This window comes from Arthrobacter sp. UYCo732 (assembly GCF_040547265.1).
GTDB lineage: Bacteria > Actinomycetota > Actinomycetes > Actinomycetales > Micrococcaceae > Arthrobacter.
Map to the genome: position 1 here is coordinate 30,297 of NZ_JBEPPJ010000021.1, position 19,184 is coordinate 49,480.

22 protein-coding genes are annotated in these 19,184 nt (G+C 64.1%); 5 read left to right on the forward strand and 17 right to left on the reverse strand.

From position 1 onward, the window contains the following. Positions 1–85 precede the first annotated feature (85 nt). Positions 86–1,201 carry an Rv2578c family radical SAM protein gene (locus ABIB45_RS19185; RefSeq protein ID WP_354217436.1) on the forward strand — a complete coding sequence of 372 codons (1,116 nt, stop codon included), beginning with the start codon at positions 86–88 and terminating at the stop codon, positions 1,199–1,201. 27 nt (positions 1,202–1,228) lie between these two features. Here ABIB45_RS19185 and ABIB45_RS19190 read toward each other — a convergent pair whose 3' ends face one another. Next, positions 1,229–1,681 carry a (deoxy)nucleoside triphosphate pyrophosphohydrolase gene (locus tag ABIB45_RS19190; RefSeq protein WP_354217437.1) on the reverse strand — a complete coding sequence of 151 codons (453 nt, stop codon included), beginning with the start codon at positions 1,679–1,681 and terminating at the stop codon, positions 1,229–1,231. A gap of 211 nt (positions 1,682–1,892) precedes the next feature. On the opposite strand from ABIB45_RS19190, the gene ABIB45_RS19195 reads away from it, so the two are divergent. Beyond that, on the forward strand, positions 1,893–3,101 hold the full coding sequence (locus ABIB45_RS19195) for an MFS transporter (RefSeq protein ID WP_354217438.1): 1,209 nt from the start codon (positions 1,893–1,895) through the stop codon (positions 3,099–3,101). Positions 3,102–3,156: 55 nt separating this feature from the next. Here the strand turns inward: ABIB45_RS19195 and ABIB45_RS19200 are convergent, their stop codons facing one another. Beyond that, positions 3,157–4,128, reverse strand: coding sequence for a cation diffusion facilitator family transporter (locus ABIB45_RS19200; RefSeq protein WP_354217439.1), 972 nt, complete (start codon positions 4,126–4,128; stop codon positions 3,157–3,159). Between the two features lie 202 nt (positions 4,129–4,330). On the opposite strand from ABIB45_RS19200, the gene ABIB45_RS19205 reads away from it, so the two are divergent. Further along, positions 4,331–4,606 (forward strand): GlsB/YeaQ/YmgE family stress response membrane protein, encoded by a 276-nt coding sequence (locus tag ABIB45_RS19205; RefSeq protein WP_354217440.1) that lies wholly within the window; start codon positions 4,331–4,333, stop codon positions 4,604–4,606. Between the two features lie 95 nt (positions 4,607–4,701). Here ABIB45_RS19205 and ABIB45_RS19210 read toward each other — a convergent pair whose 3' ends face one another. From ABIB45_RS19210 to infC, 4 genes are all read right to left on the reverse strand, one after another. After that, entirely contained in the window at positions 4,702–5,613 is a 912-nt protein-coding gene (locus tag ABIB45_RS19210; RefSeq protein ID WP_354217441.1) for a TrmH family RNA methyltransferase, read from the reverse strand. Positions 5,614–5,663: 50 nt separating this feature from the next. Beyond that, the gene (rplT, locus tag ABIB45_RS19215) at positions 5,664–6,047 is read right to left on the reverse strand and encodes a 50S ribosomal protein L20 (RefSeq protein WP_164201051.1); all 384 of its coding nucleotides are present in this window, start codon (positions 6,045–6,047) and stop codon (positions 5,664–5,666) included. 119 nt (positions 6,048–6,166) lie between these two features. Beyond that, positions 6,167–6,361, reverse strand: a complete 195-nt coding sequence (gene rpmI, locus ABIB45_RS19220; protein ID WP_009358635.1) for a 50S ribosomal protein L35 — start codon at positions 6,359–6,361, stop codon at positions 6,167–6,169. 115 nt (positions 6,362–6,476) lie between these two features. Then, positions 6,477–7,664: a translation initiation factor IF-3 gene (gene infC / locus ABIB45_RS19225; RefSeq protein ID WP_354217442.1), complete on the reverse strand. Its 1,188-nt coding sequence runs from the start codon at positions 7,662–7,664 to the stop codon at positions 6,477–6,479. Positions 7,665–7,977: 313 nt separating this feature from the next. Between infC and ABIB45_RS19230 the strand changes: the two genes are divergently transcribed. Then, positions 7,978–8,364 carry a DUF1844 domain-containing protein gene (locus ABIB45_RS19230; protein ID WP_354217443.1) on the forward strand — a complete coding sequence of 129 codons (387 nt, stop codon included), beginning with the start codon at positions 7,978–7,980 and terminating at the stop codon, positions 8,362–8,364. 154 nt (positions 8,365–8,518) lie between these two features. Here the strand turns inward: ABIB45_RS19230 and ABIB45_RS22655 are convergent, their stop codons facing one another. From ABIB45_RS22655 to ABIB45_RS19270, 9 genes are all read right to left on the reverse strand, one after another. After that, positions 8,519–8,725 carry a hypothetical protein gene (locus ABIB45_RS22655; protein ID WP_502909243.1) on the reverse strand — a complete coding sequence of 69 codons (207 nt, stop codon included), beginning with the start codon at positions 8,723–8,725 and terminating at the stop codon, positions 8,519–8,521. A 52-nt stretch (positions 8,726–8,777) separates the two neighbouring features. After that, positions 8,778–9,005, reverse strand: coding sequence for a hypothetical protein (locus tag ABIB45_RS22660; RefSeq protein WP_502914549.1), 228 nt, complete (start codon positions 9,003–9,005; stop codon positions 8,778–8,780). Between the two features lie 84 nt (positions 9,006–9,089). Continuing rightward, entirely contained in the window at positions 9,090–9,986 is an 897-nt protein-coding gene (locus tag ABIB45_RS19240) for an SseB family protein (RefSeq protein WP_354217444.1), read from the reverse strand. 9 nt (positions 9,987–9,995) lie between these two features. Beyond that, positions 9,996–10,742, reverse strand: a complete 747-nt coding sequence (gene priA / locus ABIB45_RS19245; RefSeq protein WP_354217445.1) for a bifunctional 1-(5-phosphoribosyl)-5-((5-phosphoribosylamino)methylideneamino)imidazole-4-carboxamide isomerase/phosphoribosylanthranilate isomerase PriA — start codon at positions 10,740–10,742, stop codon at positions 9,996–9,998. 53 nt (positions 10,743–10,795) lie between these two features. After that, positions 10,796–10,954, reverse strand: coding sequence for a CG2302 family histidine operon protein (locus ABIB45_RS19250; protein WP_354217446.1), 159 nt, complete (start codon positions 10,952–10,954; stop codon positions 10,796–10,798). Further along, positions 10,955–11,686, reverse strand: a complete 732-nt coding sequence (gene hisH / locus ABIB45_RS19255) for an imidazole glycerol phosphate synthase subunit HisH (RefSeq protein WP_354217447.1) — start codon at positions 11,684–11,686, stop codon at positions 10,955–10,957. Continuing rightward, on the reverse strand, positions 11,683–12,309 hold the full coding sequence (gene hisB / locus ABIB45_RS19260; RefSeq protein WP_354217448.1) for an imidazoleglycerol-phosphate dehydratase HisB: 627 nt from the start codon (positions 12,307–12,309) through the stop codon (positions 11,683–11,685). The genes hisH and hisB overlap by 4 nt, the downstream gene beginning before the upstream one ends. A gap of 59 nt (positions 12,310–12,368) precedes the next feature. Continuing rightward, positions 12,369–13,487 (reverse strand): histidinol-phosphate transaminase, encoded by a 1,119-nt coding sequence (locus ABIB45_RS19265; RefSeq protein ID WP_354217449.1) that lies wholly within the window; start codon positions 13,485–13,487, stop codon positions 12,369–12,371. A gap of 83 nt (positions 13,488–13,570) precedes the next feature. Next, entirely contained in the window at positions 13,571–14,059 is a 489-nt protein-coding gene (locus ABIB45_RS19270) for a LysM peptidoglycan-binding domain-containing protein (protein WP_502914550.1), read from the reverse strand. 338 nt (positions 14,060–14,397) lie between these two features. Here ABIB45_RS19270 and lexA point away from each other — a divergent pair, with 338 nt between their 5' ends. Continuing rightward, positions 14,398–15,144 carry a transcriptional repressor LexA gene (gene lexA / locus ABIB45_RS19275; RefSeq protein ID WP_354217450.1) on the forward strand — a complete coding sequence of 249 codons (747 nt, stop codon included), beginning with the start codon at positions 14,398–14,400 and terminating at the stop codon, positions 15,142–15,144. Positions 15,145–15,249: 105 nt separating this feature from the next. Here lexA and ABIB45_RS19280 read toward each other — a convergent pair whose 3' ends face one another. Together ABIB45_RS19280 and hflX are read right to left on the reverse strand one after the other, a co-directional pair. Continuing rightward, the gene (locus ABIB45_RS19280) at positions 15,250–17,307 is read right to left on the reverse strand and encodes an ATP-dependent DNA helicase (protein WP_354217451.1); all 2,058 of its coding nucleotides are present in this window, start codon (positions 17,305–17,307) and stop codon (positions 15,250–15,252) included. After that, positions 17,300–18,865 (reverse strand): GTPase HflX, encoded by a 1,566-nt coding sequence (hflX, locus tag ABIB45_RS19285; RefSeq protein ID WP_354217486.1) that lies wholly within the window; start codon positions 18,863–18,865, stop codon positions 17,300–17,302. Before hflX ends, ABIB45_RS19280 begins: the two co-directional genes overlap by 8 nt. Positions 18,866–19,184: the final 319 nt, after the last annotated feature.

Below are 19,184 nucleotides of genomic sequence, written 5' to 3' on the forward strand. Positions count from 1 at the left end.
ATGCTCCCCCTGCTTCGGCGCCGGGAGCGCGACACATAATCGGCGGTCCTTGACTTAAGTTCGAACATATCTTCGAATAGAGGGTATGAGATGGGATGCACAAGCACTGTTGCAGCGACCTGCCGATGACGCCGGAAACGCAGCATCGCCCGCATTGCTGCCCCTCGCGGGGCTGGTCCGCTCGGTCACCACTCCCGAATTCGCCGGCATCACCTTCCATGAGGTCACCGCCAAATCGGTGCTCAACAAGGTGGTCGCCGGTTCACGGATGCCCTTTGAGTGGACAGTGAACCCCTACCGCGGCTGCAGCCACGCCTGCGTTTACTGCTTTGCACGCAAGAGCCACACTTACCTCGACTTCGACGCCGGACTCGATTTCGACAGCCAGGTTGTAGTTAAGGTGAACGCCGCCGAGGTCCTCCGGAAGGAGCTGGCCAAGCCCTCTTGGGGCCGCCACCAGGTTGCGCTGGGCACTAATACAGACCCCTACCAGCGAGCCGAGGGCCGCTACCAGCTAATGCCGGGCATCATCACAGCGCTGGCGGACTCCGGAACCCCGCTGTCCATCCTCACCAAAGGGACGCTCCTGGCACGCGACATTCCGCTCCTGAAGCGCGCAGCAGCCCAGGTTCCGGTAGGCGTGGGCATCTCGCTCGCCATGACGGACGAGGCACTGTCCGAAGCAGTGGAACCCGGCACCCCCGGCCCCCGGGCCAGGTTGAAGCTCGTCTCCCGTCTCCGCGACGCCGGACTCCCTTGCGGCGTGATGGCCATGCCCATCCTGCCGTGGCTCTCCGACGGCGACGAAGCATTGGACGGCCTCTTCGCTGCCCTGGCCGCCGCGGGGGCTACGGGAGTGACGGCCGGCGCCCTGTACCTGAAGCCGGGTACCCGGGAATGGTTCATGCAGTGGATCGCCCGGAACCACCCTGACCTCGCCGGCCGCTACCGCCGCCTCTACGGCACGGGGTCCTACGCCTCGAAGGAATACCGCATCTGGCTCGCGGCCAAGGTGCGCTATTTCAAGCAGCGGCACGGATTCTCGAGCGGCCACGGTTTCAGCCACCGCGACCTGGCGGACGATCCCCGCGGCGAAGAGGCCCAGTACCCGGAGGGAAGCCTCCCGGTTTCGGGTCAAGCCGGCTCAGGCATGGAGCGTTTAGCCGGCCCGCCGGCGCTTCGCCAGCCAACCCTGTTTTGACCCTGCAACTTCACCGCATGCCGCTAATCAGGGCGTTCGGGCCTGTAGCACCCGTGCGCTGAGCGAGTCCAGCAGAGCCTGAACAATGGGGAAGTCGGCAGGAATCCAGGGAAGCTCAAGCACCGTCTGATGGTCTGCCACGCCCACCCAGCGCAGTTCGTCGTGGTCCTCGAGCGGATGTGGCTCGCCCTCAGTGATTTCGGCTTGCCAGACCCGCATGGTTGCGCGCGCGTTCAGCGGCCACCCGGCGGGCGTCCCGGCCGGCAGTTCGTGTCCCAGGCGGACACCAACCCCTAGTTCTTCCCGGAGTTCACGGTGCAGCGCGTCCTCGCACTCTTCGCCGGCTTCCACTTTCCCGCCGGGAAATTCCCAGAGTCCGGCAAACCGCTCAGGAGCCGTCCGCCGTGCCACCAGCAAACGGGCCGGGCGTTCCAACGAATCCAGTATTGCTGCGCCAACTACTTGTATCTGTGCACTCACCGCCCCAGTCTATGAGGGCGGGCGCCCGCTGACACGATGCCCGGGGCAAGCCCAAAGTCTTCGCAGGGCGGCAGCGCCATAGGAGACAATGGACTGCGGGCGTTGCCCGCCGGCCGGACTGGAATACATAGACCCGTTCCAGGGTTCCGTACAGGGGCACGGGCCGACCATACCCCGGCTCCATCCAACACCCTCGTTGAAAAGCAGGCACATGAGCAGCATCACCCGAACCGGCACTGCACCCACGGTGATGAGCCCCAATCCCGGTGCGGCCATTTTCGCATTGGCCATGGGCGGCGTCGGAATTGGTGTCACGGAATTCACCATGATGGGCCTGCTCACGGAGGTGGAGCAGGGCCTTGACATCAGCACTCCTGAAGCCGGGCACCTTATTTCCGCCTACGCCCTGGGCGTAGTGGTGGGCGCACCGTTGCTCGCCGCCGTGGGAGCCAAGCTGCCGCGCAAGCATCTCGCGCTCGGTCTGATGCTGTTCTTCACCCTGGCAAACCTGACTTCCTATGTTGCTCCCGATTACGGCAGCATGCTGGTTTCCCGGTTCGCGGCCGGGCTGCCGCACGGGGCGTTCTTCGGTGTCGCAGCCGTGATCGCCGCTTCCCTGGTTCCTCCCAGCCGGCGCGGCTGGGCCATCTCCATGGTGATGGCCGGCCTGTCGGTCTCCAACGTCGTCGGCGTACCCGCCGCCACGTGGGTAGGCCAGACCTTCGGCTGGCGGCTGCTCTTCGTCCTCGTCGGAGGCATTGGCGTACTGACGCTGGTCCTGCTGTGGAAATTCGTCCCGTTCCAGCCGCCCCATCCGGACGCGAGTATCCGCCGCGAACTGGGAGCACTCAAACGCCTGCAGGTCTGGCTGGCCATCCTCATCGGCATCGTCGGTTTTGGCGGCTTCTTCGCCACCTATACATACATCGCCCATACCATGACGCTGGTGGCCGGGATCCCCGCATCACTGCTGCCCGTCGTGGTGGCCCTGTACGGGCTTGGCATGGTTGCCGGAACCGTAGCGGGCGGGCGGTTAGCGGATAAATCCGTGATGGGAACCCTCTACTGGGTCCTGCCGGGCATCGCGGTCGCCCTGGTCATTTACGCCGTTGCCGTGCACTGGCCGTGGTCAGCCTTCGTGATGGTGTTCGTAGTGGGAGCGGCCGGCTCCATGCTGGTGCCGGCCCTGCAGACCCGCCTGTTGGACGCCTCGCCGGATGCCCCTTCTTTGGCTTCCTCGCTTAACCACGCGGCGCTCAATGTTGCTAACGCTTTGGGCGCATTCCTGGGCGGTGTGGTCATCGCCTGGGGCTGGGGATTCGTTGCGCCCGCGCTCGTGGGTGCGGTCCTGGCCGTCCTGGGGCTGGCGGTCGCCGTGGTCAGCGGCCTCCTGGAACGCAAAAAACCGCTGGCCACCTGATCCAGGGGAACGGGCAGCCAGCGGCTTCACCGGAACAACCGGCACTCAGGATGGATCAGGGCAGGGGATCCTGCGAGCCTGAACCGGCCGTCACCTGGCCGGCACCGTCGAGGTCATCACGGTGCAGATCCGGTTCGAGGTAGATCACGCGCGCGATCGGAACAGCCGTACGGATCCTGGCTTCAGCGGCGTCAATGGAAGCGGCGATGTCCTTGCCGGTCTCGGCCGCTCCCACGGAGATCTTGGCGGCCACCAGCAGCTCCTCCGGTCCGAGGTGCAGGGTCTTGAGGTGGATCACGCGGTTGTGTCCCCCGGCCTCGATGGCCTCGCTGATCCGCCCCACATCGTCACGGGAGGCAGACTCCCCCAGCAGCAGGGACTTGGTTTCCACCGCCAGCACAGCCGCGATGGCCACCAGCAGCAGGCCGATCATGGCCGTACCTGCGGCGTCCCAGATTCCGTTTCCGGTAATCAGGGTCATGCTCACGCCCACGATTGCGAAAACCAGGCCAAGAAGCGCCCCGAGGTCCTCCAGCAGGATCACTGGCAACTCAGGCTGTTTGGCGGTGCGCACAAAACTCACCCAGCCCTGCTTGCCCCGGATGTGGTTGGATTCGGTAATCGCTGTCCGGAAAGAGACGGACTCCGCTACGATGGCCCCGATGAGGACGGCGAGCGGGACCCACCAGAAATCCCCTTCAATGGCGTGTGGGTGCTGCAGCTTTTCCCAGGCTTCAAAGAGTGCGAAAAGGCCGCCCACACTGAAGAGCACGATGGAGACGATGAACGCGTAGATGTAACGTTCACGGCCATACCCGAAGGGGTGCTCGGCGCTGGCTGCCTTACGGGCGCGTTTGCCACCAATCAGCAGCAACAGCTGGTTCCCCGAGTCGGCAACCGAGTGGATGGCTTCGGCCAGCATTGACGAGGAAGCCGTAAGGAAAAAGGCAACGAACTTGAGGACAGCGATGGTCAGGTTTGCGGCAAGGGCCGCGACGATCGCCTTGGAACCGCCATTTGCAGCCACGGAGGCTTCTCCTCTTCAAAGTTACGGAAACAAGCAGAGATATACGGCGGCGCCGGAAGGCTCCGCCCACGAATACCGTACCTTTTCAGGCGGACAACACGCACCCGCGACAGGCACTAAGCCTGCTGACATTGAAGCGCCCTTATGTTAGCTTGAACACTAATCGGGACAATTAATTCCCGACGAATATGAAGGAGGAGACATGGGTTTTCTTGCTTGGATTATTCTCGGCCTCATAGTGGGGGCCATCGTCAAGGCTGTTATGCCCGGCAGGGTCGGCGGCGGCTGGGTGACGAGCCTCGTGCTGGGCGTAGTCGGCGCGATTGTAGGCGGCTGGATTGGCAGCCTCCTGTTCGGTAAGGGCGACCTTGCCTTCTTTGATCTGGGTACCTGGATCCTCGCGATTGTAGGCGGTCTGGTAGTTGCCGGCATCTACGGCGCCATCACCGGACGCCGCGGGTCCACCCGCGCACCCTAATCACCTCTTATCTCATCTGTTTCATACAGCAAGGGCCCCGAAATGTTCGGGGCCCTGCCTGTTTAAGCTGTGCTGATCGTTGACCGGCCCGCGCGTTACCCCGCCTGCTCCGTATTACCCTGCTGGGAACGGGCACTCGCATAGAGGCACACCGTAGCCGCTGTCCCCAGGTTGAGGCTTTCCGCGGCTCCGTAGACGGGTACAGCCACCCTGTGGTCTGCAAGTGCCAGTTCGGCTTCCGAGAGCCCTTGCGCTTCGTTTCCGAAGAGCCACGCCGTAGGTGCCTCCAACGCATACAGCGATTCGACGCCGGCGGAGGCAATGCGGCGCGCGGCGTTCTGGTCCTGGAGGGTATCCAGGTTGACGTCACCGTGGCCGTCCGCAGCCAAAATACCGATCCCGCGCGCGCGGCAGGCGGCTGCGACGTCCTCGATATCGGCTCCCAGAACCACCGGCAAGTGGAACAGCGAACCGGCGGTGGAGCGGACCGCTTTGGGGTTGTAGATATCCACACTTGATCCGGTGAGCACCACTGCGTCGGCTCCGGCGGCATCCGCGGCACGCAGCACCGTACCGGCATTGCCGGGATCCCGCACCTGGCACAGCACCGCGATCAGGCGCGGACCGGCGTCGAGCACTTCTTCGAGGCTGACGTCCAGAAAGCCGCAGACGGCGATAATGCCCTGGGGGTTCACTGTGTCTGACATCGCGGTTAGGACCTCGTCAGTGGCCAGCCGGGCGTTGGTCCCCTCCGCCAGGTCATCAAACTCGGGGTACCGGTCTAGGCACGCTTCGCTCGCGAAAACTTCATGGACCACTCCAGGCAGCCCTGCCGCGAGCCGCTGCTGATGGAGCGTAAGGGCTTCCCTGACGGACTGGGGGCCTTCCGCCAGGAACTGTTCCCGTTTTAAACGGGCCGGGCGCCCTGCAAGCTTTGCCACTTCCCTCACCCGATCAGCTCGGGGGTTGGACAATGGAAATTCTTGCGGGCGCCCGGTTTCGTTCATATAAGAACTTTAGTGGCTGGAGCCACCGGTCCTTGAACTGCCTTCAGTTACTACTTCGCGGCCGGAGCTGACGTGTCAGCAGGCAGGGAGTCTTTGGCGATCTTAACCAGTGCGGCGAAAGCGTTGGCGTCGGAGACAGCGAGCTCAGCCAGCATACGGCGGTCAACCTCGACCTCAGCGGCCTTAAGACCCTGGATCAGGCGGTTGTAGGTGAGGCCATTGGCGCGGGATGCAGCGTTGATGCGCTGGATCCACAGGCGGCGGAAGTCACCCTTCTTCTTCTTGCGGTCGCCGTAGCTGTACACAAACGAGTGCAGCAGCTGTTCTTTGGCCTTGCGGTACAGGCGTGAACGCTGTCCACGGTAGCCCTTTGCGCGTTCAAGGATAACCCGGCGCTTCTTGTGGGCGTTGACCGCCCTCTTCACACGTGCCACGTGCGTACTCCTTCGAAAATTCTGATCCCAAGCAACTACTGCCGGAACAACCGGCTGGCCTGAGAAGCCTTTATGGTAGTTGACTGCTGCCAGGTGGCATCAGTCAGAGAACTTGGAACTTAGATGCCGAGCATCTTCCGGATGACCTTTGCGTCACCCTTGAAGACAATCTTGTCGCCGGCGAGACGACGAGTCAGCCTGGAGGACTTGTGCTCGAGGTAGTGGCGGCGGTTGGCCTGCTGGCGGCGCAGCTTGCCGCTGCCGGTCAGCTTGAAGCGCTTCTTAGCACCACTGTGGGTCTTCATCTTCGGCATGGGAACCGATCTCCTTACGTGTCCGCAGACATTGTCTGCAGTTCTTTCGAGCAGCCACCCCTGCAGGCGGCGTGCTGGTTGCGTACTGCCGGAGGAACCCTCCTGCAGCTTTGAACTAGGTAGTCTTCTTACCGGCCGGCTTCGGAGCTGCCTTGGGGGCAGGCCTTGCAGCAGGCTTCGGAGCTGCAGGCCGGGCTACCGGCTTGGGCATCGGTACCGGCGGCCTGGGAGCTGCCGGAGCCGGTGCGGCTGCCTTGGCTGCTTCAACAGGCTTGGATGCTTCAGCTGCCTTGGGTGCTTCAGCTGGCCTGGCCGCGGGAGCCCTGACCGGAGCCGGGGCTGCCTTGGGTGCTTCCCGCTTGGGAGCAGCGGCCTTCGGAGCTGCCTGCTTAGGCGCCTCCTGTGCAGCGGCTTCCTTCGCAGGAGCCTCCTGTGCAGCGGCTTCCTTCGCAGGAGCCTCCTTGACGCGAGCTTCCTTGACCGGCGCTTCGGTTGCTTCAACGGCAGGCGCTTGGGTTGCTTCAACATTGACCGGCGCTGCCGTTTCCGGTGCTTCCGCCTCGGCGGCTTCAGTTTCCGGCGCTGCCGTTTCGGGCTCGGTGGTGATGGCGAACCCTTCCGGAAGGAGGTCGGCCAACGACTGGGTCAGCGGCGCCTGGTCGTCACCCGTGACGTCGATGCGGCCCGAAGCCTTGGCTTCGTTCTGCGCTTTGGCCTCCGCGCGCTGAGATGCACGGCGTGCCTCAGCCTTGGCTTCCGCTTTGTTCTTCAGCGGGCCCACCACCATGACCATGTTGCGGCCATCAATACGCGGGCTGGACTCAACTACGCCCACCTCGGCGACGTCCTCAGCGAAGCGCTGAAGCAGGCGGATGCCCATTTCCGGACGCTGCTGCTCGCGGCCACGGAACTGGATCATGGCCTTGACCTTGTCACCTGCACCAAGGAAGCGCAGTGCATGGCCGCGCTTGGTCTCGTAGTCGTGGGTGTCGATCTTGAGTCGGAAGCGGATTTCCTTCAGAACGGTGTTCGTCTGGTTCTTCCGGGCTTCACGTGCCTTGACTGCGGCCTCGTACTTGTACTTGCCGAAGTCCATCAGCTTGCACACCGGAGGCTTGGCCTGCGGTGCAACCTCAACGAGATCAAGATCGGACTCGGCAGCCAAACGAAGGGCATCCTCAATACGGACGACTCCTACCTGTTCACCTGCAGGGCCGACCAGCCGCACCTCGGGGACGCGGATACGCTCATTGATTCTTGGCTCGCTAATGTTAAGGCTCCTGTGATTGAAATGGTAATCCACCGGCAAATAGAGAAGGCCCCCAATTGCCGGAGCAATCGAAGGCCTCAATGATCGGGTGCACGGTCCTCTTCAAAAAGGCTGTGCGCAGTACTCCGGGCCCAACGCCCAGTGAACTGTCCGACCGGTACCCGGCAACCTTGCTTCCCTGGAATGACTTCCGGTGGGAAAACGGCTGACGCGGGTGGGAGAGAACTCCGCTTGCAAACTGCATGCCATTCTACAGAAAAAATCCCTCACGACGCAGCGTGGCGCCGGCTGGACCCTAACACAGCAAAATAACGACACTCAGTCGGTCTGTGACAAGCTTACCAGTATGAGTACCCCAGACAGCAATTCACACGTTTTCGAGGCCGCCCCTGCCGAGGCCAACATGAGCCGGCAAATCCGCGACATCTCCGAGGTGCCGGCCATAGAGGTCATCACTACCGCCGCCGTTCACCTGATGAGTGCAGCAGCAGTCAAGCTTGGCCTCGCCGCCGAGGAAAATGCCGAGGAACTGAAGGACCTGGACGAGGCCCGCAAGCTCATCACCGCCCTCGCCGGCCTGGTGACGGCAGCTGCCCCCGAAATCGGCTCCCAGCACGCCGGGCCGTTGCGCGATGGCCTCCGATCACTGCAGTTGGCCTTCCGCGAAGAGTCGTCGATTCCGGACGCCCCGGGCAAGGGCCCCGGAGAAAAGTACACGGGCGCAGTCAACTGACCTGCCCCGGCAACTCCATAAATTAATGACGACGGCGGGCGGACCAGGGCGGTCCGCCCGCCTTCGTCGTTGGTTCCCTTAGTTTTTGTCCAGATAATCGCACTCCCGCGCCGGAAAAGGGACAGTATCTGGACAAAAACTCGGGCAGGACAGCTCAGGCGGCCACCAGGCGGCGCCGTACGGCCTGAAGCAGCAGTCCGACCAGCCAGAGCACGAAGCCAGCCCCGCCCACTGCTAAAAACCCGCCGGACGGGCCCATCCCATCGATGAAGACACCGGCAGGGGGCGCCCCGAGCGCCACACCCGCGGTCAGGGCGGAGCCGTACCAGCCGATTGCCTCGCCGCAGCGGTCTTCGGCCAAAAGGTCTGCGACTTTAACGGCCCGGCCAAGGACGTGGACACACCCACCTCCTTTAGCCCAGGACCGTGAAACCGCTTGTGGCCACCACGGCTCCGGCTGCGGGCCCGATCAGAAGGACCATCTCGCTGGCGAACGAGTCCAGCGCAAAAGCGGTCCGCCGCCGGGTGCCATCCGCAAGGACGCCAAGGGACTGGCGGAGCACGCTGAAGATGGGGAGGGCCAGCAGGCTGCCGATGAAAACCAGCGGCAGCAGCCGTTCATAGCAGGCGTGCAGCACCACGGACCAAATCACTGCTTCGGACCCCACCGACGGGATGAGGGTCTGCCGCGTGGGCCACGGCGGGCCCTCCCCGCTGACCGTCAGCTACTGAACTGCGCGCCGCAACTTAATTTCAAGCGAATCGACCCGCTCACCAAACAATACATTTCGCGACCAGGCAGCCTGCAGTCCAGCCACCAGTTCCTGCACCGCGGCCGCATCTAGGCCATCCTTGAGGTATAGCACCACTTGCAGTTCCGGTCCTGCACCACCGCCGGAGAGCCTCGCTCCCCCGCCGGTGACGGCTGCAACTCCGGAGCCGGGGAGCAGTTCGATGTTCCGGACCGACCGGAATCCGGCGGCCGCAGCAGCCATTTCGGCGGCCAGCGCGGAATCGGTGTAGGACGGAACCCAGCCCTGCTGCTGTGCCAGCGCCCAGACGGCCGGCCGCCGGACCACCAAGGTGACATCGGAACCGGGATCCAGCACCAGAAGCTCTGCGCCTTCGGCGACCGCTGAGAGGGCGGCCCGGGCTGCGTAGACGGCGACCGGGCGGGCTTCAGGATGCCAGGCTGCCAGCTGATCTACCGAGGTGAAGGCAGGCATGGCTGTCCGGCCGTCGGCAGCCTTCAGCGTGACCAGCGCCATGTCGGCCTGCTTGTCCGCCTTCAGGCCATCCACGCCCTCTGCCTCCGCGCCGAGCCTGGCGATGATGGGGATAAAGACCCGCGCAGTTGCGAGGGAAGCAACCACCGATGCTTCGTCGCCGCTGCCGTCAACCAATGCCCTGACGGCGGTGAGGTAGCCAGCGTCGGCCGTTCCGTCGTCGTCCTCGAAATTGTGGATCTTGCCGTCGTCCCCGGCCAGGCTCCGGCCCTCCCAGGGCCGGCCGGCCGAGTCCGCAGATCCGCCCGCACCGGCAAGGGCAGCCGCGATGTGTCCGGGGAGGTGGCGCGTCACCGGCGGGCTGCCGGCCGCATCCGCGTTGGGCGTGCTGTCCACGGGATCCGGCTAGCGGCGTCCGGCGACGTCAAGGGCTTCGGGCAACGTGAAGGCACCGGCGTAGAGCGCCTTGCCAACGATCGCGCCTTCAACACCCAAGGGGACCAACGACCGGAGCACTTTCAGGTCGTCAAGGCTGGAGATACCACCGGAGGCGACCACAGGTTTACCCGTCTTCTCCACCATCTGACGCAGGAGCTCCACGTTGGGCCCTTGCAGAGTGCCATCCTTCGTGACGTCGGTGACGACATAACGGGAGCATCCGGCCTCTTCCAGGCGGCCCAGAACCTCCCAAAGGTCGCCGCCTTCCTTGGTCCAGCCCCGGCCCGCCAGCGTTGTGCCGCGGACATCAAGGCCGACGGCGATCTTGTCGCCAAAGCGCTCGATGGCCTTGCGCGTCCATTCCGGGTTCTCCAGGGCTGCAGTGCCCAGGTTGACGCGGGCCACGCCGAGATCCAGCGCCGCCTCGAGGGATTCGTCGTCCCGGAGCCCACCGGAGAGCTCTACCTTGATGTCCAGCCGGCCTACTACTTCTCGGAGCAGTTCGGCGTTGGAGCCCCTGCCGAATGCGGCGTCGAGATCCACCAGGTGCACCCATTCAGCACCCTGCTGCTGCCAGTTGAGTGCAGCCTCCAGCGGTGTGCCGTAGCCTGTCTCACTGCCGGCCTCCCCCTGAACCAGTCGTACGGCCTGGCCGTTTACGACGTCAACGGCGGGCAGGAGTTCTAGAACCGGCAGATCGGTTGCGGTGGTCATCTCAAATCCTCTTCGGGTTGTGGTGCTGGTGTAGCGGGCAGACAATGTGTGGGCTATTTCCCGGGGAGCGTCAGCAGGTACGCGGCCAGCAGCGACGTCCCCGCCAGCACGTAAAAACCAATCTGGATCCAGAGCGGTTTGCCCTGCTGGCGGAAGGACAAGGCGCCGCCCACCATGATGCCGGCCAGTCCCATCAGGACGATGGACCACATCTAGGCGGTACCCGCGGCGGCCGGCTTGCGGAGGCCGTCCACCCAATTGCGCAGCAGCCTGGCGCCGGCGTCTCCTGATTTTTCGGGGTGGAACTGGGTGGCGCACAGCGGCCCGTTCTCCACGGCGGCAACAAATCGCGCGCCGTGCTCGGACCAGGCCACCAGCGGGGCCGTCATCCGGGGCTGGATGACGTCGAAGTTCCAGTCCTGGACACCGTAGGAGTGCACGAAGTAGAACCGCTGGTCCTCGACACCGGCGAACAGCTTGGAGCCTTCCGGAACCTGCACGGTATTCCAGCCCATGTGCGGCACCACGTCGGCAGGAAGCAGTTCCACCTTGCCTGGCCATTCCCCCATGCCTTCGGCTTCGGTGCCATGCTCAACACCGGCTTCAAACATCACCTGAAGACCCACGCAGATTGCCAGGACGGGCCGGCCGCCGGCCACCCGCCTGCCAATCAGCCGGATTCCGTCCACGGCTTTGAGCTCACGCATGACGGTTTCGAAGGCACCAACGCCGGGCACCACCAGGCCGTCAGCGTTCAGCACATCTTCCGGCTTGGAGCTAAGGATGACCTCGGCGCCCGCCCGTTCAAGGGCACGCACGGCCGAGCGGACGTTCCCTGAACCATAGTCCAGAACGGTGACAGTGGGCTTACCTTCGGGCGATACGGTTTTTTTACCGGCGGCCGGATCGATCACGGCGCCGTCCCGGAGGACCTGGCCCGTCACAGGGCACCCTTGGTGGAAGGGATTCCCTCCACGCGGGGATCAGGTTCGATGGCGGCACGCAGGGCACGGGCAAATGCCTTGAACTGGGCCTCGACGATGTGGTGGGGATCGCGGCCCGCGATGACGTTCATGTGCAGGCAGATGCCTGCGTGCAGCGTGATGGCTTCAAAGACATGGCGTGTCAGTGACCCGGTGAAGTGGCCGCCGATCAGGTGGTATTCCTGGCCGGCGGGCTCGCCCCCATGCACCAGATACGGACGTCCGGAGACATCCACCACGGCGTGGGCCAGTGCTTCGTCAAGGGGTACCGTGGCCTCGCCGAACCTACGGATGCCGGCCTTGTTGCCCAGCGCCGTGCGCAGGACCTCACCGAAGGTGATCGCGACGTCCTCCACCGTGTGGTGGACGTCGATGTGAATGTCACCGGTGGCCTTGACCGTCATATCGATGAGCGAGTGCTTGCACAGCGCCGTAAGCATGTGGTCGTAGAACGGAACAGACGTGTCGATGTCCGAAACGCCTGTGCCGTCGAGGTTGATCTCCACGAGCACTGACGATTCACTGGTGGCACGCTCCATGCGTGCGGTCCGTGACTCGGCAGCGTTCGATCCGGTGGAACTCATGGTCATATGTCCTTAAAGCGCAGGAGTGAGGGACGCCCCAAGGCGCCGGTACTTCAAGTTTAGGCCGGGAGCTTGGCCTGGTTGGTCAGGATGCCCTCCAGGGAAGTCAGGAAGGCTGTTGTTTCCGCCTCAGTTCCCGCAGTGACGCGGAGGTGTCCGGGGATTCCGACGTCGCGGATCAGCACCCCCGCATCCAGCAACTGTTGCCACACCCCGTGCGGGCTCTCAAGCCCCCCGAAGAAGACGTAGTTCGAATCAGAGGCCGCGGGCTTGAGGCCCATCCGGGTCAGCTCAGTAACGATGCGGTCCCGCTGTTCCTTGATGTCCCGGACGTCTGCCATCAGCGCAGTCCGGTGCTGAAGTGCGGCGAGGGCAGCCGCCTGGGTGATGGCAGAGAGGTGATATGGCAGCCGGACCAGGCGGAGGGCGTCCGTGACTTCAGGCGCGGCGGCCATGTAGCCCAGGCGCGCTCCGGCAAGGGCAAAGGCTTTGCTCATGGTGCGCGAAACAATCAGGCGTTCCCGTCCGGGCAGCAGAGTGAGCGCGCTGGGTGTTCCGTCGTGCGCAAACTCGTGGTAGGCCTCGTCTACGATCACGATGGTCTGGCTGGCCTCACCGGCGGCGTAGACAGCTTCCACTACGTCCAGGCCAAGGCCGGTACCGGTGGGGTTATTAGGCGAGCACAGGAAGACGATGTTGGGTTGAAGCTCCTTGACCTGCAAGGCAGCGGACTCGGCGCTGAGCCCGTAGCCCTCTGCGCGCTGCCCCACTATGTATTCGGTGTCCGTGCCGCTGGCAAGGAGCGGGTACATGGAATACGTGGGCGGGAAGCCCAAAGCCTTGCGGCCCGGACCGCCGAATGCCTGCAGGATCTGCTGGAGTACCTCGTTGGATCCGTTGGCCGCCCAGATGTTGGTGGCGTCGAGCCCGTGACCGAGGTATTCGGCCAGCGCTTCCCGGAGGTCGGTGAACTCACGGTCCGGGTAACGGTTGAGCCCTGCCACCGCTTCCGCCACTGCCGCGCTGATCGCGGCCTGTACTTCGGCCGGAACGCCATGGGTGTTTTCATTGACGTTCAGCAGGATGGGGACATCCAACTGAGGGGCACCGTAAGGGGTCAGTCCGCGGAGATTGGTCCGGAGTGGAAGTCGGTTCAGACGCTCTAGCTGGTCATTCACCTGAACAGTTTAGTTCCGAAGCACACACCCGGAAAATGTGACGTCTTACTGGGCCTCGTTGGACATCCGGCCGGTCCCGGCAGCTACTGGGCGGGGACGAACAACTGCTGGCCGGGCACCACGCCGCCGGAGGTGAGGTTGTTCAGCTGAACGATGTCTGCGATGACGTCGCGGGCGTCCCGCTGGGGCACTGCGGTGGCGGCGATGGCCCAGAGTGACTGCCCGGCCTGGACCGTGACGGTGACCGTAGGCGTCACGGAGAGATCGGCGGCAGAGTCGGCCGCCTTCGCCGGAGAGTTAAGGAACCCGGCAAGCGAGAGCAGAACCGCAGCCAGGATCACCAGCGGGATGCCGATGAGCACCACGCGACCCCTGCGGGTCAGGCGGAGCGGAGGCAATGGTTCCTTCCGCTGCCGGGACGCTATGGACTTCCGTGACGGGCGGGAGGTCCAGCCAGCCCGATCATCCCGAGGCGCCCACTCAGGTCCCTGCGCCGCCTCAAGCCGTGAGGTGAGGTGCTGGACGGAAACGAACTGCGGACGGGAGTCCTGCGAAGCAGATATAGCTGACATGAGATGAGCCCTCCTGGACCATACTGTGCTGCCCGGTGTGCCATACGCATCCCTTTCCTGTACCGGCTGAGCCGTAACACGATGCGAATATTCGAATCCGCAGACGACGAGTAGAACACATGTTCGAACTTTGCTTCTCCATTTTTAGCACTTATCAACGAATATTGTCGAGACTCGCTAGAACAAATGTTTGAAAAAGCCAAGTGGCTGGCCTACGTTTGGATCAAAGAACAACCACTCCTGTAGTTGATCAGCAGGGTCTGACAATCAATCAGCCCGGAGGTTCCACGCACCAGCGGCCGGACCGGAACCGGGGCAACCGAAAGGCATTGGCGAACATGGCAGCACCAGCCGCCGAGGGCAAGGCACCGCCACAGGGCCGCCAGGCCCAAAGGACTCCCAAGGGACTTACCGCCCGCCAGAAAAAGATCCTTGAGACGATCCAGCGTTCCGTCAATGACAACGGTTATCCCCCGTCCATGCGGGAAATCGGCGACACTGTGGGTTTGGCGAGCCTCTCCAGCGTCACCCACCAGCTTTCCCAGCTCGAAAAGTTGGGCTATCTCCGCCGGGATCCCAAGCGGCCGCGCGCCATGGAAGTCCTGATGCCCTTGACGCTGGATGGCGGCTCGGCCAAATCCCGCGGCTCAGCCAAACCGGCCGTCCTGCACAGCATCGGCGGAACGGTCACAGAACTTCCGACCGCCATGGACACGGCAATGGTGCCATTGGTGGGCCGAATCGCTGCCGGCGGACCGATCCTTGCCGATCAGGTAGTTGAAGATGTCATGCCCCTGCCCCGCCAGCTCGTGGGTCAGGGTGAGCTGTTTATGCTGCGCGTGGCCGGCGACTCCATGGTGGACGCTGCCATCTGCGACGGCGACTGGGTAGTGGTGCGCCGGCAGGCAGACGCCGCCAACGGGGATATCGTTGCGGCCCTATTGGACGACGAAGCCACCGTGAAAACATTCCGCCAGCGCGATGGCCACACTTGGCTGTTGCCGCAGAACACCCAGTACGAGCCTATCCTTGGTGATCACGCCACCATCATGGGCAAGGTCGTCTCGGTCCTGCGTTCCCTGTAGTACCGGCCGCTCTAGAACCGGCCGTTGCACTGCCGGCCGCGGCAGCGTACTGGCCGATGTCATACCGGCGCCGTGATACCGGCAGTGACGGTCGCTGTAGGACCGTCAGGCGTCTTTCCCGGCCAGCCTTTGGAGGGCGGCAAAGGCTGTCTTGCGGTCCGTGGTGGGCCAGAACGGCGGAAGCGCCGCGCGGAGGAACCCGGCGTACCGCTCCGTGGCAAGGCGTGAATCGAGGACGGCCACTACTCCCTTGTCCCCAGTCGAACGGATCAGCCGGCCCGCCCCCTGGGCAAGGCGGATGGCCGCGTGCGTGGCCGACACCGCCATAAAGCCGTTTCCGCCGGCCTGCGCAACGGCACGCGAGCGGGCAGTCATCAGCGGATCATCCGGCCGCGGGAACGGAATGCGGTCGATCACCACCAGCCGGCAGGATCCGCCCGGAACATCAACCCCCTGCCACAGGGACATGGTGCCAAACAGGCAAGTATCAGGCTCGTCAGCGAACTGCTTTACGAGCGCGGTCATAGTGGAGTCGCCCTGGCAGAGGATGCTGAGCCCCAGCCGCGGGCGCATTGCCCCAGCAGCCTCTTCGGCCGCACGGCGCGACGAAAAGAGGCACAGCGCGCCGCCGCCGGACGCCCGTATCAGTGCCTCCAGCTCGTCGAGGGCCTCGGGTGACGCGCCGCGGCCGGGTTTGGGCAAGTGCCCGGCCACATACAGGATGCCCTGCTTCGGATAGTCGAACGGCGATCCGACGTCGATACCCGTCCAGCTCGGAGCGCCCTCCCCTACCAGTCCCAGGCCACCGGCGGCAGGTTCGAACGCTGACCCAATGGCCAGGGTTGCCGAGGTCAGCACCACGGTGTGGCCGGCGAACAGACCTTCACGCAACTTGCCGGCGACACTGAGCGGCGCGACGTTGATCAACGCGGGAGAGGTCTCGTCAGGCTGCGAATAGCCCTGTTGGGGGTCGAAGGAACTGGCGCGGGAAAACCACACCACTTCGCGGTTCTCGCGGGCGACGATGAGCCGTTCACACAGTTCCAGGATCAGCATCAGCCGCGAGCGGGCAAGCTGCCGCCCGCCGTCGGCCGTTTGGCTGCCGTCACCCTTGGAATCTGACAGGGCAGCCCGGCAAGCCTCCCGCAACTGGTCCACGCAGTCCAGCTGTTCATCATTGAGTCCGTTGGGCAGGAGCCCGTCAGAGACTCCCGCCAGCGCGAGTTCGAGGTTGGCCGCGGCCGCGTTGAGTGCGTCAACCGTGATGGCAGTGTGTTTCCGTGCGCCCGAGGCTGCCGCGTAAATCATGGCCACCGAGAGCTGCCCGGAGACCGCACCTGTGACCCGGTCCTGGAGTTCGTGGGCCTCGTCCACCACTACAACGTCATATTCGGGAAGTACGGCAAGGCCCTCGAAGGCGCTGACGGCCAGCATGGCATGGTTGGTGACCACAACGTCGGCCTCGGCCGCCTCATGGCGTGCCAGTTCACTGAAACACTCGGCAGCCATCGGGCATTTCTGTGCGCCCAGGCATTCCATCGAGGTGACCGAAACCTGCCGCCAGGCGCGGTCCGTGACGCCGGGAAGAAGTTCGTCGCGGTCTCCGGTGGCGGTTTTTTCCGCCCATTCGCGCAAGCGCACTACTTCCTTGCCCAGCTGCGACGAGGGTCCGCCCAATGCGGCAGCGAAATGCGGGACGCTGGTGTCTTCACCCAGGGAGAAAAGCTGGCCCTCGGCCGGCTCCTCTGAGGGGAAGCCGCCTTCGAGCTTGTGCCGGCACACATAGTTGGAGCGTCCCTTGACCAGCGCTACCTTTACGGGACGGTCCAGGGCGGGGGTGATCGTCTTCAGCAGCCGGGGAAGATCCCGGCCCACAATCTGGGTCTGCAGCGCAAGGGTTGCAGTGGAAACCAGAGTGGGCTTGTTGCTCACCAGCGAGTGCGCAATGAGCGGGATGAGGTACGCGAGCGACTTGCCGGTGCCGGTGCCGGCCTGGACCAGGAGGTGGTCTCCGGTTTCGATGGCCTTGGCCACCCGCCTTGCCATCTCGTGCTGACCGGCGCGGCTTTGGCCGCCCATCCCGGCGACGGCACGGTCGAGGAGCTCAATCACGAACTCCTCGCCGGCCGTTTCGGAAATTTCCCCTGCCGCCAGGTCAGTCATTTTTGACGAAGGATTCCAGTTCAGCCGCAAGGCCCTCCCGGACCATCACGACGGCGCGCGTACCGTATTCGCCGTGGTCCAGACTGAGGATCTCGGCGTCGGTCTCGTGCAGTTTGCTGATCAGGTCGCCTCGGTCGTACGGGATAAGAAGCTCGAGTTTGACGCTGGGCCGCGGAATCCCGTCGCTGATGGCCTTAAGCAGTTCGGCGATCCCTTCGCCTGTCCGGGCCGACACCACTACATGGCGCGGCTCGCGCTGCTTGAGGCGCTCAACCACAAACGGATCTGCGGCGTCGGCTTTGTTGAGCACGATGATCTCAGGCACCTTGCGGGCATCCACCTCACTGAAGACCTGGCGGACGGCAGCGATCTGGCCTTCGGGGTCCGGGTGGGAGACGTCCACCACGTGCAGGATCAGGTCGGCATCCGCCACTTCTTCCAGCGTGGAGCGGAATGCTTCCACCAGCTGGGTGGGCAGCGACCGGACAAAACCTACGGTATCGGCCAGCGTGTACCCTAGGCCGTCCGAGGTCTCGGCCTTGCGCACTGTCGGATCCAGGGTGGCGAAGAGAGCGTTCTCCACCAGCACGCCGGCGTCGGTGAGCCTGTTGAGCAAGGAGGACTTGCCGGCGTTGGTGTACCCGGCGATCGCCACCGACGGCACTGAATTACGACGGCGGTTTGCCCGCTTCGTTTCCCGTGCCGGCTTCATCGCGGCGATCTCCCTGCGCAGCTTGGCCATGCGGGTGCGGATGCGGCGGCGGTCCAGTTCGATCTTCGTTTCGCCGGGCCCACGCGAACCCATGCCGGCGCCCGCGCCACCCACTTGGCCACCGGCTTGGCGGGACATCGATTCGCCCCAGCCGCGGAGCCGTGGCAGGAGGTATTCGAGCTGCGCCAGTTCCACCTGGGCTTTGCCCTCACGGCTCTTGGCGTGTTGGGCAAAGATGTCCAGGATCAGGGCGGTGCGGTCAATGACCTTTACCTTGACGATGTCCTCAAGTCCGCGGCGCTGGGAGGGTGCCAGTTCGGCGTCGACCACCACGGTATCCGCGCCGGTTGCCATCACGATTTCCTTGAGTTCAAGGGCCTTTCCGGAGCCCAAAAACGTACCGGGGTCCGGCTTGGCACGGCGCTGCACCATCCCGTCAAGGACTTCCGATCCGGCGGTCTCGGCGAGGGCTGCGAGTTCGCGCAGGGAATTCTCCGCGTCAGCTAGGGTGCCTTCGGACCAAAGCCCGGCCAGCACCACCCGTTCGAGCCGCAGCTGCCGATATTCGACTTCGGTGACATCTTCGAGTTCGGTGGACAGGCCGGCAACGCGCCGCAGTGCCCGGCGTTCCGCCAGGTCCTGCTGGTCGCCGTCGTAATCTGTGTGTTCATCAGCCAGGCGGGAAATGGCCTGGGCCCTGCCAAACACAGCCTTATCGCCGTCGGTGGCGGTGACGTTCCTGGCCGGTACGTCCTTGGCAAGAATCCGGTCGATGACAGCTTGGATTTCCTCGGGACTCATGTCCTGGGCTGCTGGATCGGAACCGGGGTTGGGCTGGCTGGTCATGGTCTCCTTTGAAGATTCGGCATCTTCAGAATAGTGCCGATCGTTGGTCAGTGGTGAAGTATTCGCGCTGGGCTGACGGCTGGCAGTCATGCGGACCTCCTGGTCTGCTGCGCGCGCCGGTCGAAGCGGTGACGCGCAGGGGCGGGTCAGCATCACAGCTGATGCGTGGAGTCGAAGGGGCGCGGGCAAATCTCAGGAAGGGACCGGCTCTGGAATGATCACTCGAGTTTGCCCTGCGGCAGGACAGGCACGGTAGTCCTGTGCTGGGCGCACATGCGGAGGGATGATACCTGCATCGCTGTGGAGCACGGTCTCGGGA